This window comes from Nocardia brasiliensis IFM 10847 (assembly GCF_000710915.1).
Classification (GTDB): domain Bacteria; phylum Actinomycetota; class Actinomycetes; order Mycobacteriales; family Mycobacteriaceae; genus Nocardia; species Nocardia brasiliensis_A.
Window position 1 is genome coordinate 78983 of the sequence record NZ_BAUA01000090.1, and the last position, 13168, is coordinate 92150.

The 13168-nt window shown below is 69.8% G+C and carries 9 protein-coding genes; 6 read left to right on the top strand and 3 right to left on the bottom strand.

Going from position 1 to position 13168, the window contains the following annotated elements:
• The first annotated feature begins 203 nt into the window (after nt 1-203).
• Nucleotides 204-2141, top strand: coding sequence for a serine/threonine-protein kinase (locus NBRGI_RS44005; protein ID WP_036559905.1), 1938 nt, complete (start codon nt 204-206; stop codon nt 2139-2141).
• A gap of 9 nt (nt 2142-2150) precedes the next feature.
• Here NBRGI_RS44005 and NBRGI_RS19755 read toward each other — a convergent pair whose 3' ends face one another.
• Genes NBRGI_RS19755 through NBRGI_RS19765 form a run of 3 tightly spaced genes read right to left on the bottom strand, consistent with a single transcriptional unit; the run spans nt 2151 to nt 5720 of the window.
• Nucleotides 2151-4643 (bottom strand): FtsX-like permease family protein, encoded by a 2493-nt coding sequence (locus NBRGI_RS19755; protein ID WP_029898421.1) that lies wholly within the window; start codon nt 4641-4643, stop codon nt 2151-2153.
• The gene (locus NBRGI_RS19760; RefSeq protein WP_029898423.1) at nt 4640-5347 is read right to left on the bottom strand and encodes an ABC transporter ATP-binding protein; all 708 of its coding nucleotides are present in this window, start codon (nt 5345-5347) and stop codon (nt 4640-4642) included. The genes NBRGI_RS19755 and NBRGI_RS19760 overlap by 4 nt, the downstream gene beginning before the upstream one ends.
• 52 nt (nt 5348-5399) lie before the next feature.
• Nucleotides 5400-5720: a hypothetical protein gene (locus NBRGI_RS19765; protein WP_029898425.1), complete on the bottom strand. Its 321-nt coding sequence runs from the start codon at nt 5718-5720 to the stop codon at nt 5400-5402.
• Nucleotides 5721-5877: 157 nt separating this feature from the next.
• Between NBRGI_RS19765 and NBRGI_RS19770 the strand changes: the two genes are divergently transcribed.
• The 5 genes from NBRGI_RS19770 to NBRGI_RS19790 all read left to right on the top strand — a co-directional run bounded on the left by NBRGI_RS19770 (nt 5878) and on the right by NBRGI_RS19790 (nt 13158).
• A complete protein-coding gene (locus NBRGI_RS19770; protein WP_029898428.1) occupies nt 5878-7203 on the top strand; it encodes a sensor histidine kinase in 1326 nt (441 codons plus the stop codon).
• Nucleotides 7200-7895 (top strand): response regulator, encoded by a 696-nt coding sequence (locus NBRGI_RS19775; RefSeq protein ID WP_029898430.1) that lies wholly within the window; start codon nt 7200-7202, stop codon nt 7893-7895. The genes NBRGI_RS19770 and NBRGI_RS19775 overlap by 4 nt, the downstream gene beginning before the upstream one ends.
• Nucleotides 7896-7956: 61 nt before the next feature.
• The gene (locus NBRGI_RS49940; RefSeq protein WP_370627800.1) at nt 7957-10485 is read left to right on the top strand and encodes a serine/threonine-protein kinase; all 2529 of its coding nucleotides are present in this window, start codon (nt 7957-7959) and stop codon (nt 10483-10485) included.
• Nucleotides 10486-10537: 52 nt separating this feature from the next.
• Nucleotides 10538-11365: a hypothetical protein gene (locus NBRGI_RS19785; RefSeq protein ID WP_081878157.1), complete on the top strand. Its 828-nt coding sequence runs from the start codon at nt 10538-10540 to the stop codon at nt 11363-11365.
• A 116-nt stretch (nt 11366-11481) separates the two neighbouring features.
• Complete coding sequence (locus NBRGI_RS19790) at nt 11482-13158, top strand: serine/threonine-protein kinase (RefSeq protein WP_029898436.1); 1677 nt, start codon at nt 11482-11484, stop codon at nt 13156-13158.
• The last annotated feature ends 10 nt before the right edge of the window (nt 13159-13168 follow it).

Sequence of the window (13168 nt, forward strand, 5' to 3'; positions counted from 1 at the left end):
CGGCGGTGCAAAATTTAGCTCATCGGTCGGCCCCGGTCGATGACCGGGCGTGAGGCCATCATGAACGCCCCACCATAGTTTTGCCGATCGTCGCGAAGAATTCGAAACCGCGTGGCCACGGCGTTACCCGCTATGCTCCAGGATCTGAGGGAGCGCAGGGACGCGGCATCGTTAAGCCGCGGTGAAAATCGGAAGGGACCGTATTGCTGACCAGCGGGGAGGTGTTCGCCGGGTTCACCGTCGAGAAAATGCTCGGGCAAGGCGGTATGGGATCGGTCTATCTGGCCCGACATCCCAGGCTGCCCCGGCAGACCGCGCTGAAACTCCTCAACCGCGAGCTGTTCACCGACGTCGAGGTGCGCGCCCGGTTCGAGCGCGAGGCCGACCTGGCCGCGCAGCTCGATCATCCGAACATCGTCCAGGTCTACGACCGCGGTACCGAGGACGATCAGCTGTGGATCTCCATGCAGTACGTCGACGGTGTCGACGCCGCCACGGTCAACCCGCAGAACCTGCCGCCGGAGCGGGCGGTGCAGATCATCGAAGGTGTCGCCGACGCACTGGATTACGCGCACGGCATGGGCGTGCTGCACCGCGACGTGAAGCCCGCGAACATCATGCTGGCGCGCTCCGGCGGCGGGAACCGCGAGCGGGTGTTCCTCACCGACTTCGGCATCGCCCGGCTGCGTGAGGATTCCACCCACTTGACCCAGACCGGCATGTTCACCGCGACGCTGGCCTATGCCTCGCCGGAACAGATGACCGGCGCGCACCTCGATCACCGCTCCGACCAATACTCGCTGGCCTGCGCACTGTTCTGGCTGCTGACCGGGATCGCGCCGTTCGACGCGCCCGCGCCCGCCGACATCATCCGCGGCCATCTGCAACTGCCGCCGCCGTCGGCCGCGGCCCGCCGGGCCGGTCTGTCCCCGGCGCTGGACACGGTGATCGCGGTGGCGATGGCGAAGCGACCCGATCACCGATTCGCCTCCTGCGCCGATTTCGCCGCGGCCGCGAGACAGGCGCTCAGCGGCCAGGTTCCGCCGCTGCCGTACACCCCGGCGCCGACTGTGATCGCCCAGCCCCCGCCGAGCCAGAGCGCGTATCAAGCGGCCCCGCCGAGCCAGGGCGCTTATCAGGCGGCCCCGCCGACCTATGTGCCGCAGGCCGCAGCGGCCGGCTCGGTCGAGTGGAAGCAGTACGGACCGAGTTCGGCTGCGGGACAGCAGTTCTCCGCCGCCGGCTATGCGGACGCGCCGCCCAGCACCGGTACGCCGTACCCGTCCGGCGGATACCAGGACGCCGCGTCCGGCGCCGGTCAGCAATACTCCGGCGGTTATCAGGATGCCGGTGCCGGACCGTCTTTTCCGGCTGGCGGCGGGTACAGCCCGCCGAATTCCGGTGCCGGGCAGTCGTTCCCGCCACCGGGGCCGCCGCCGATGGCTTACGCACCCGCCGCCGGCTATCCGATGCCGCCGCAACGTCGCTCGAACACGGGCCTCATCGTGGTGATCGCGCTGATCGGAATCGTCGTGCTGGTCGTCGCCGGGGTGGTGATCGCGCAGGTGAGTTCGTCGGATTCGTCGTCGCCGAGCGATCCGGGCCAGCCGCCCGCTGCCGTCGCCTCGACCGACGCCGATGCCTTGGCCAAGGCTTTCCCGAAGATCCTGCCGCAGGGTGTCGACACCCAATACGGGGTCGGCAGTGGCAAGGGCTACCAGGACAAGACCTGCTTCCTGGGCACCGGCAAAGCGGGTAAGAAGGTGTCCAGCGAGGACGGCGTGCCCGACTTCGCGAACTGGGAGACGGCCTGGAACTGCTGGGGCGTGCCGATTGATCAGCCCGATTTCACCGCGATCGCGTTCAAGAGCGCCGAGGACGCGAACGCCGCGGCCCGGGCGCTGCCGTCGAACACCAAGGCCAGCGAGTCCGCCAACGGCAAGCAGTACACGACCTATCGGTGGCAGAAGAAGGACAGCGGTCTGCCGGACGGGTACCTCGTGGTGAGCTTCGAGAACGATCCGGCTCGGGCCAATTATCTGTTCTTCGCGCAGGTGTCGATCACCGACAGCCTGCCGGATTCCGGATTCGGTCTGACCCAGCAGAAGTTCAAGGCCTGGTTCACCAGTCTGCCGCTGTAGCAGCAGGATTCAGTCGACCGCCAGCGCGGCCACGATCGGCAGCCGGGCCGCGCGCAAGGCGGGCGGGATCGACCCGAGCATGGCCAGTACGAGTGCGGCCGCGCCGTAGGCCAGCAGGATCGGTCGCGGCTGGTAGGTGACATCGATGGTCAGTGCATGGGCGATGGCGACGGTGGCCAGGTACTGCACGGCCAGGCCGACGACGAGACCGAGTGCGGCGCCGACCAAGCCGATCCCGGCGGCCTCGGCGAGCACCGAGCGCATCAGGAAGCCGCGATTCGTGCCCATCGCCCGCAGTACGCCCAACTCTCTGCGGCGCTCGAGCACGGACAGCATCAAGGTGTTCAGCAGCGCCACCGTGGCCACGAGGACCACGATCCACAGGATCGCGTTGCTCATCGCCGAACCCTGCCGGATGCTGGAGGCCGCGGCGACAACGGTATTCGGCCCGGTGTCCACGTGGATCTGCGGCGGGACCACCTGCCGGATCGCCGCCAGCACGGCCGCGCGATCCGCGCCGGGCGCGATGTTCGCGGACACGATCGTCTCGCCGGGCCGCTCGTACCACCGGCGCAGCAGGTCGAGGTCCATCATGACCACGCCCGCGATCGCCGAGAAGTACGGAATCACTTGCAGGACGGTCACGGTGTGCGTGCCGGTCGGGGTCGGCAGCGTCAGCTGGGACCCGACGCCCACACCGAGATCCCGGGCGACGTCCCGGGAGATCGCGACCCCCTCCCCGGCGGACAGGCGGGCGGCCGCGGCCGCGTCCAGCATGTGCATTCGGGTCTCGCGCGCCTCGGCCGGAAAGCCCTGCAGCATCACCCGTCCGGCGCCGAGGGTGGCGAACGCCATCTGCGCCGGGCTCACCGACCGGACGCCCGGGACCGCCGCGATCCGATCCTTCAGCCCGGCGGGCAGCAAAGGGCCGGTGGGGAACTGGGCCATGGACGCGGGACTGACGTAGACGTCGTTCTCGGCCAGATCCTGGAACGTCGTGGTCGCGGAGTCCACCATGTTGGTCGTCGCGCCACCCATCGACACCGTGGCGGCCACACCGATCAGGACGGTCATCACGGTCGCCCAGATCCGCCGCGGTGCGCGTTCCAGCGTGGTCGCGCCGAGGGCGCCGGCCGCGCCGAACATGCGCGCGGCCGCCGCGGCGCACCGGACGATCGGGCCGATCGCGGCGAAGCAGAGCACGACGGCCGCGATGATCGCGGTCGAGACGGCGCCGAGTGAGTAACGGCCCAGGTCGATTTCCGCGACCGCCACCGAGCAGACCGCCAGCGCGAGCCCGAGTACCACTGCGGCCCAACGCAACGCGGCGCTCGCGGTATCGGCCCGGCCGACGCCGACCGGAACCAGCGCTTCGATCGGCTCCACCTTGTACACCTGCCGCGCGGCGATGCCCGCCGCGAGCACGCTGGCGAGGACGCATGCCGCGATCGCGAACGGCACGGCGTAACCGGGCACCAGGTACTCGGTGCGCGCCTCCACCGACGACATCACCGCGGCGGGGAGTTGCCCGATCGCGATGCGGCCCATGAAGATACCGATCACCGCGCCGACCGCGCCGCCGCACAGCCCGAGCAGAGCTGCCTCGGCCAGCAGATCCCGCACCAGCGGCCCGCGCTTGCCGCCGAGGGCGCGCAGCAGCGAGAGCATCGGCCTGCGCTGCGCGATCGCCATGCTCATCGCGTTGTAGATGAGGAACGCCGAAACGATCAGCGCCGCAGCCGAAGCCATCGTGGTGGAGTAGCGCACGAGCTGGATCGCGCCGCCCGCCTGCGCGGTGCGCAGGCTCGGCTCGGCGACCACCGCGCGACCGTCGACCGCCGCGGTGAGTTCGGTGCGCAGCGTGGCCACCGAGGCGCCCGGCGCGGGGATGATCTGGATCGAGTCGAGCCGACCTTGCCGTTCGGTCAGCCGCTGCGCGAGCCCGAGCGGCGCGGCGACCAGATGACCACCGTTGAGCCGCTCGGAGGTCTGCTGATCGAGCACGCCGGCGACGGTGACGGTGGCCGAACCCAGCGTGAACTGTTCGCCCTCTTCGTGCCCCATCGCCGCACCGACCAGGACGCCGTTGGGCACCGAGAGCAGTTTGCCCGTCTGCGCGGCCAGCGGCCCGGCCAGTGCGCTGCCCAACGCGGTGATGTTCTGATCGGCGCCGATCAGCAGGGCGCGGTCCGCGCCCGCGCCGATCTGCGCCCGCAGCATCGGCACCGCCTTGTCCACACCGGGCGTGTTCGCGATCCGTTGCAGCAGTTGCTGATCGAAGCCCGCGTCGGTGACACCGGTGACCTCGAGCGCGGCCCGGCCACCGAGGCTTTCGGTGAGCCGCTGCACCGACCCGGTGACCGAACCGGCGATGCTCAGTACCGCGACCAGCAGCCCCGCCGAGACCCCCAGTACCACCATTGACATCAAGGTCCGCCCGCGGTGGGCGAGGAGTTCACCGATATTGAACAGCCGCAAGCGATCCCAGGCGGCGCCGATCACGCGATGGCCGATCGCTGCGCGGGTTCGTTCGAGCCGATCCGGCCGTCGCGCAGGATGACCACCCGATCGCAGTACGCCACTGCGCCCATGTCATGGGTCACCATGACCACCGAATTGCCGGAACCGGCCAGCTCACCGAGCAATTCGAGGATCGCGGTCCCGGTCTTGGAGTCGAGGTTGCCGGTCGGTTCGTCGGCCAGGATCAGCGGCGGATCCATGATCAGCGCCCGGGCCACGGCGACCCGCTGCATCTGACCGCCGGACAGCTCGGCCGGACGATGTTCGGCCCGGTCGCGCAGGCCGACCCGGTCGAGCAACTCCAGCGCCCGCGGCTTGGCCTTGCGTAAGCCGGTGCCGTCCAGCAGCTTCGGTATCGCGACGTTCTCCCAGGCCGACATCGTGGGCAGCAGGTTGAAGAACTGGAAGACGAAACCGACCCGATGGCGGCGGAACTCGGACTGGCGCTCGTCGTCCAGCGCGCCGATCTCGTTGCCCTGGAACCGGATCGAGCCGGTGTCCGGGGTGTCCAGCGCGCCGAGCAGGTGCAGCAGTGTGCTCTTGCCGGAACCGGAGGGTCCGATGATCGAGGTGAATTCGCCGGTCTCGATGCGCAGGTCGATTCCGTCCAGCGCCCGGACCGATTGCCCGCCCACCCGGTATTCCTTGGTGACGCCGGATAATTCGAGCATGGCCGCTGTCGGCATCGCCGCCCCCCGCTGTGGTCGATCGGTCACCAATTGTTCGTCTCTCGTCGTGCTAGCGAGCCATGGCTTCCGATGTCTGCCTGCGCCGGCGGTACTGGGCGTCCAGGACCGCGCGCAGCACCGGCTGCTCGGCGGCCAGCTCGAGGTAAGCGTCGATCGCGGACTGCCCGCGCGTCAATGCCTGATCCAGCTTCGCGTCGAGATGGTTGTTCCACCGATAACGCAGCGCGAGCAGGAGGCCGTCCGCGTCACCGAAGAGCCTGCGCAGGCCGGGGATGCCGGCGAACAGGTGCGGATCGGCCGGGTCCACCGCGGCACGGGCCAGGACGAGATGCACGATTTCGGTACGGGTGTGCTGATCTTCCCAGGACATGAGCCTCGCCTTCCGTGCGACGACGCGTTCCACGCTACGGAGCGCACGCGAGGCTGTCTTCGTGCCAGGGACCCGAATCGATCTCCGACCACGGTAGGAGAAACGGACCACTCGGGGAACGATGTATCGCCCGGTATCGGGCGGTTAGCCTTACCGCATGGGTGTGATCGGCGTCGCCGCGCCGGCCGGTGAGCCGGGGCGGGCGACCCGCGCGCGGCGCCGGGTGGCGCTGGGCTGGCGGCAGTCCAGGGCGCGGATCGCCGAATTCGTCCGGGAACCCGTCACTTCGTTCCAGCGCCGGGTCGAGGAACTGCCGTTCGACTACCCGCCCTCGGTCATCGTCGCCGTGGATCTGTCGCTGTTCATCGTCGCCGTGGCGGCGGCGATCCAGCGGCACGGCTACTTCCCGACCGTCCTGCCGATCATCGCGGTGCTGCTGACCGCCGCGTTCGGCCCGATGTATGCCTTTCTCGGGGTGATGCCGCGGCCGCTGACACTCGGCCTGTTCGCCATGGTCGCCGAGGCGCTGTTCCTGCTGCAGCCGGTCTCGCCGGATCTCGCGCCGTTCGTGCTGGTGGCCGCGGCGGGTGAGGTGGCGGCGATCGCGCCGAAATGGGTCAGCGTCCCGATCACTCTCGCGATGATGCTCGAGCTGGTCGTGTTCGACCTGTATCGGGACATGGCACAGGGCTTGCCGACCTACGTGGTCGCCGTCGCGTTCGGCTGGATGGCCGGGCTGATGCTGCAATATCAACGTCGCTCGCTCTATCAGGAGCGCGGGTATCAGGACATTCGCGCGGCCCAGGCCGCCGACGAAGAACGCCGCCGGATCGCCCGCGAGGTGCACGACGTGATCGCGCACTCGCTGAGCATCACCCTGCTGCACATCACCGCGGCCCGGCACGCGCTGCGCACCGACCGCGATGTCGATGAGGCGGTGGAGGCGCTCGCCGAGGCGGAGCAGCTCGGCCGTCAGGCCATGGCCGATATCCGGCGCACGGTCGGACTGCTCGACGCGCGACCGTCGAAGCTGGTGCCCGAACCGACCGTGCAGGACATCGAGGCGCTGGTCGGCGATTTCGCGCGAGCGGGCCTGGACGCGGGGTACCGGTGCACCGACGATCTGCGTGAGGTCTCGCCCGCGGTCGGTCTCGCGCTCTATCGCATCGGCCAGGAATCGCTGGCCAATGTCGTCAAGCACGCGCCGGGCAGTACGGCGACCGTGCGGGTGACGGTCGACGGCACGGCGGTCGCGCTGACGGTCGACAACAGCTTGCCGGTCGGGCTGCCCGCACAGCTCGGCACCGGTATGGGCCTGTCCGGGATGCGGCAGCGGGCCGAACTGCTCGGCGGCGAGCTGATCGCGGGTCCGTGCGCGGGCGGGTGGTCGGTGCGGGCCGCCATCCCGCTCGCGCCCACCCGCGGCGGCATGTTCTGCACGGTGTGGGAGCCGATCTCCCGCCGAACCCAGGAGGGTATGTGACAGCGGCATCGCCCGCGGGCGCCGAGGACGCGGTGACCGTTCTGGTGGTCGACGACCAGGAACTGGTCCGCGGCGGCCTGCGCCGGATCCTGCGCAGGCGCGACGGGTTCGTGGTCAGTGAATGCGCCGACGGCGACGAGGTGCTTGCCGCGGTCGCCGCCGAACGGCCCGACGTGGTGCTGATGGACCTGCGCATGAAGCGGGTCGGCGGCATCGACGCCACCCGCATCCTGCGGGCCCGTGACGGAGCGCCGCCGGTGTTGGTGCTGACCACCTTCGACGACGATCAGCTGCTCTCGGGTGCGCTGCGCGCGGGTGCGGCGGGCTTCATCCTCAAGGATTCGCCCGCTGAGGATCTGATCCGCGCGGTGCGGACCGTCGCGGGCGGCGGCGCCTGGCTCGATCCGTCGGTCACCGAGCGGGTGCTCTCGACCTATCGCCGGATCCGGCCGAGCCCGACGCGGTCCGGTGCCCGGCTCGCCGAGCTGACCGCGCGCGAGTACGAAGTGCTCGAGCTGATCGGCCGCGGCCGGGTGAACGCCGAAATCGCCCGCGAACTCGGCATCTCGGAAGTGACGGTGAAAAGCCATGTCGGGCACATATTCGGCAAGCTGGAGCTGCGCGATCGGGCCGCGGCGATCGTCTTTGCGTTTGACCACGGGGTGGTGACACCCGGAGAATCCACTCTTTGACGGGCAAGGTCACGAGATCATAAACGTGCACTCCTGGCCCGGGATGTGGAGGATTGACGGGGTGGAGTCACCTGGACCGAGAACCGGCACACGGTTCGGGCCGTACGAATTGCGATCGCTGCTGGGCAAGGGGGGCATGGGCGAGGTCTACCAGGCCTACGACACGGTGAAGGACCGGGTGGTGGCGGTCAAGCTGCTGCACGAGGAACTCGCCGGTGACCCCGTGTACCAGGTGCGCTTCCGGCGCGAATCGCAGGCGGCCGCGCGGGTGGCCGAACCGCACATCATCCCGATCCACGACTGGGGCGTGATCGACGGTGTGCTGTTCATCGACATGCAGCTGATACCGGGCGTCGACCTACGCACGCTGTTACGCAGCGAGGGACCGCTGACCCCGGTGCGCGCGGTGGGCATCATCGAGCAGATCGCGTCGGCGCTGGACGCCGCGCACGCGGGCGGCCTGGTGCATCGCGACGTGAAACCCGCGAACATCTTGGTCACCGAGGCCGATCACGCCTACCTCGCCGATTTCGGCATCGCGCATACGCAGGGAGACAGCGCCGTCACGGTCGTCGGCATGGCGGTCGGCTCCTACATCTACATGGCGCCGGAACGGTTCGACGTCGCCGAGATCACCGGCCGCGCCGACATCTATTCGCTGGCCTGCGTGCTGCACGAATGCCTGACCGGCGCCAGCCCGTTCCCCGCCGCCAGCATGAACGTGCTCATCCGCTCGCACCTCGCCGACTCGCCGCCGCGCGCGAGCGCGCAGCAGGCCGGCATTCCGGCCGGGTTCGACGCGGTGATCAGCCGCGGCATGGCCAAGGATCCGGCCGATCGCTGGCCGAGCGCGTCCGAGATGGCCGCGGCCGCGCGCGCCGCGCTCACCACCGCGCCGCCGACCGGGCCGATGCTCGTCGTCCGCGCGCCCGCGCAGAATCGCGGCGCGGTGCCGCCGGAGTCGACCGGGGAGATCTCGGCGGTGATCCTGCCGAGCGCGCCGACGGTGGTGCGGCCGACCGAAATCCAGTTCACCACGCTGACGGAGCAGGAGCCGGTGGCGCCGCTCGGCCCGCCCCCGCGCTGGACACCGGACCAGGCGCTTCCGCCGATGCGCCCGTTCCCGGACGCACACCTGTACACCGACCAGGGTGCCGCGCAGGGCTATTCGGCCCCGCAAGGGTTCGTCGCACAGCCGGGCCCGCCGGAATACCCGAATCAACCCGATACTTCTCGCTACCCGGAACAGCCCGATCCCCAAGGATTCTCAGCGCAGCCCGGCTACCCGGCCCCTTCCGGCGCGCAGGGATATCCGGCGCCGTCGAACGCGTCGGGACACTCGGGAGAATCAGGCCCGACCAGTTTCTCCACGCAGCCCGGCAGCCCGGAATATCCGGCGCATCCCGCGAGGTTCGTCGAAGATTCTGCCGCGCCGGACTATCCAGAACGGCCCGGCGCACCGGGCTTCGCGGAAGACACTGCCGCGCAGCGCTACCCGGAACGGTCCGGTGGACCGGGCTTCGCCGAGGATCCTGCCGCGCAGGGCTATTCGGGACCGTCCGGCGCACCGGGGTTCGCGGATCGGTCCGACTCGGCGGGGTATGCCGAGCACCAGGCCTACTCGGATCAGGCCGGTTCGCGGGGTTATGCGCAGGGGTACGGTCCGCTGGGGGGCACCGGTCAGCCCGGACCGCAGGCGTATTCGGAGCATCCGGGTGCACAGGCGTACTCCGCCGACGAGCCGTTCGTGGGCGGACAGGCGTATTCGGACGCCCCGTCCTACGAGACGCGCAAGTTCCCGGACGCACCCGCCTATCCCGCGCCGGACCAGGCCGAGGACTACCCGCCCGATCACGCACCGACCCAGGCTTATTCGCCCCCCGCTGCCTACTCCGCCGCGGACCCGTATGCGACTCCGGATGAATACGGTGGTCCCGCAGCGTATTCCGGGCCGGGCAGTCATGCGCGCGCCGACTACCCGCCGCAGAGCAACTACGCGAGTCAGCGGGATTACGGCGATCCGGGCTACGCCGACGACTACGACGAGTACGACGACGACCAGTACGCCCCGCCCGCGAAGGGCCGCTCCATCGTGCTGCCCATCCTGATCGCGGTGGCCACCATCGTGGTGATCTCGGTCGGCGGTGTGGTGGGCTGGCAGGTGTTCGGCTCGGGCACCGTGCAGCCGAAGACGACGTCCGATCAGCAGGCGGCCGCCCCTGGACCGTCGACGAGTGCGGCGGCCCCGGCGCCGGCGACCTCGTCCACGCCGCCGGTCACGACCACGCCGACGAAGCCGGGCGCGGTCACGCTGCCCACCGGTGCGAAGCCGTGCAACCAGGGCACACCGGTGCAGGGCGCGTTCGCCCAGTCGGCCACCGGTTCTGCCGTGACGAGTTGCCAGTTCGCCGAGGAAGTCCGGCGGGCCTACGCCGAGATGAATACCGCGCAAGGCGGTTCGCGCGATGCGCCGCGCACAGTCGTGGCGACCAGCCCGGTCACCGGCCGGGCCTACACGATGAGTTGCCGCAGTGAGGGCCAGCTGGTCACGTGCAGCGGCGGTGAAAACGCGGTGGTGTATGTATATTGATCGTTTCCGTGCGGCTCGAATGCGAAAAGCGTTGGGCGGCGCGGTATCAGCCATGCTCTTGTTGTCGGGCTGCGGCACCGGTTCCGAGCAGTCGGCCGCCGAGCAGACCAGCATCACCGAGGCTGCCTCGCACGCGGATCAAAAGGGTCTGTCGATCACCGTGCCCGGCACGCTGGCGGCCGGGGTCGCCGAGTTGCAGGCCGGGGTCCGCGGCCATCTGGGCATGGCGATCATGCCGGTGGGCGGCGACCAGGTGGTCAGCTTCGGCGACTGGAGCACCGGGCCCGCCTGGTCGACCATGAAGGTGCCGTTGACGATCGCCGCGCTCCGCCGCGATGCCAGCAGTTCCAATTACGCCGCCTCGGCCGCGATCACGGCCTCCGACAACGCCGCCGCGGACACGCTCTGGCAGTCGCTCGGCAGCGGTCAGGACGCGGCGCAGGCCGTGCAGTCGGTGTTGCGGGAGGGCGGGGACAGCAAGACCACCGTGCCCGCTACCCGGTCCCGGCCCGAGCATTCGGCGTTCGGCCAGGCGGATTGGTCGCTCAACGAACAGGTTCGCTTCGCCTCCCGGCTGCCCTGCCTGCCCGCGACCGCGAACGTCATCGACCTGATGGAGCAGGTGCAGCCGAGTCAGCGCTGGGGACTCGGCGCCTTCTCCGGCGCGGAGTTCAAGGGTGGTTGGGGCCCGGACCCGAAGGGCGCGTATCTGGTCCGGCAGTTCGGGGTGATCTCGGCGCCGTCCGGGCAGATCGCCGTCGCGTTCGCGGCGCAGGCGGATTCGGGCGCGTTCTCCGACGGTATGACGATCCTGGACAAGCTGGCCACGCTCATTTCCCAGCACATCGACGAGCTGTCCGGCGGCACGTGTCCGGCCTGATCCGGCGCACTTGACCGGGTAACGACGACACCCGAAAATCCCGACGTATCGGATGCGGGCCCGGCAGGGCCTACGGTTGTGGTGCGCCGGGTCGCGCGCGTGAGTGGAGGTACGGGGTGGACGGACCGCGGACGCGGATCGGCACGGTTTTCGGTCCTTACCAGTTGCGTTCCCTGCTGGGCCGCGGCGGCATGGGCGAGGTGTACGAGGCCTACGACACGGTGAAGGACCGGGTGGTCGCGGTCAAACTGCTGCCGACCGACCTCGCTAAGGATCCCGTCTTCCAGCAGCGGTTCCGGCGGGAATCGCAGGCGGCCGCGCGGCTGGCCGAACCGCACGTCATCCCGATCCACGACTGGGGCGAGATCGACGGCGTGCTCTATATCGACATGCGCCTGGTGCGCGGGCACGACCTGCGTTCGGTGCTGCGCGGCGAGGGGCCGCTGTCGCCGGCCCGCGCGATCGGCATCCTCGAGCAGATCGCGTCGGCACTGGATGCCGCGCACGCCGAGGGGCTGGTGCACCGCGACGTCAAACCCGCCAACATTCTGGTCACCGCCTCGGAGTTCGCCTACCTCGCCGACTTCGGCATCGCCAGGTCCGCGCAGGACCCCGACATGACCGGCACCGGCGCCGCCGCGATCGGTTCGTACAGCTACATCGCGCCGGAACGTTTCGAGAACGGGCCGGTCACCGGGACCGCCGACGTCTACTCGCTGGCCTGCGTCCTCTACGAATGCCTCACCGGCACACAGCCTTTCCAGGCCGATGCGATGAGTGTGCTGATCCGGTCCCATCTTTCGGCGCCGCCGCCGCGACCGAGTCTGGTGCGCGCGGGCGTGCCCGCCGCGCTGGACGAGGTGGTCGTGCGTGGCATGGCGAAGAAACCCACCGACCGCTACTCGACCGCGGGCGGCTTGGCCTCGGCCGCGAAATCGGCGCTCACCGGCCGCGCTGTGGTCGCGATCTCGCAGCTGCCCACCGACCGGATGAACCTGGTGTCGCCCAAAGCGCCGCCGACGGTGGTGTTCCCGGCGGTCTCCCCGGATGAGCCGAATCCGAGCGCCCTGCCGACAGACGCGATCGCGCGCCCGCCGGGTGGGCGCGCCCCGGTGGACACCGGACCGCGACGGACCGACCCGGGACGGAACTTCATCGGTCCACCCCGCGCGCAGCGCAACGACCCGCCCAGCCATACCGATCCGCCCAGTCGCACCGGTCCGTCGCGGGAGTCGCAGCGCACCGACTCCGGCCGCGGCGAGCCGCGCCAGGGCACGGGGATTCAGCGGGCCCCCGGCGGCGGCAGCAGTCGAGTCTACCGCGCCGATATCGAGCCGAATATCGAACAGCGACAAGATGATTCGACCAAAGAGCCGGAGACCCCGGCCAACCCTGAGCGTCGATCGCGTTCGGGCAAACCGAGATTGATCGCCGCTTTCGTGATCGTCGCGCTCGCGCTGGTCGGTGTCGGCGGCTGGTTGCTGCGGGATCGGTTCAGGCCGGACCCGCTCACCCCGACCCTCGCGCCGGTGCCCGCCAATGCCAAGGGGTGTGCGACGAAGTATCCACCCATTGGTCGCTTCACCTACTCCGCCATCGGCACCTCGGCCACCACGTGCGAATTCGCGGAGGAGGTGCGCAAGGCGTACGGCACCGGCCCGGACACCGACGGCACCCGTCCGGTCGCCGCGTTCAGTCCCGCCACCCAGCAGGACTACACGATGGAGTGCGTCACGCGCGACGGTCTGGTCACCTGTATCGGCGGGGCGAACGCGATCGTCTACATCTATTGAAAGCGTGCAG

Excerpts from the sequence above, each read along its gene's own strand:
- NBRGI_RS19760 (WP_029898423.1), bottom strand. The coding sequence starts at position 5,347 with ATGCCGACAGCGGCCATGCTCGAATTATCCGGCGTCACCAAGGAATAC.
- NBRGI_RS19765 (WP_029898425.1), bottom strand. The coding sequence starts at position 5,720 with ATGTCCTGGGAAGATCAGCACACCCGTACCGAAATCGTGCATCTCGTC.
- NBRGI_RS19770 (WP_029898428.1), top strand. The coding sequence starts at position 5,878 with ATGGGTGTGATCGGCGTCGCCGCGCCGGCCGGTGAGCCGGGGCGGGCG.
- NBRGI_RS19785 (WP_081878157.1), top strand. The coding sequence starts at position 10,538 with ATGCTCTTGTTGTCGGGCTGCGGCACCGGTTCCGAGCAGTCGGCCGCC.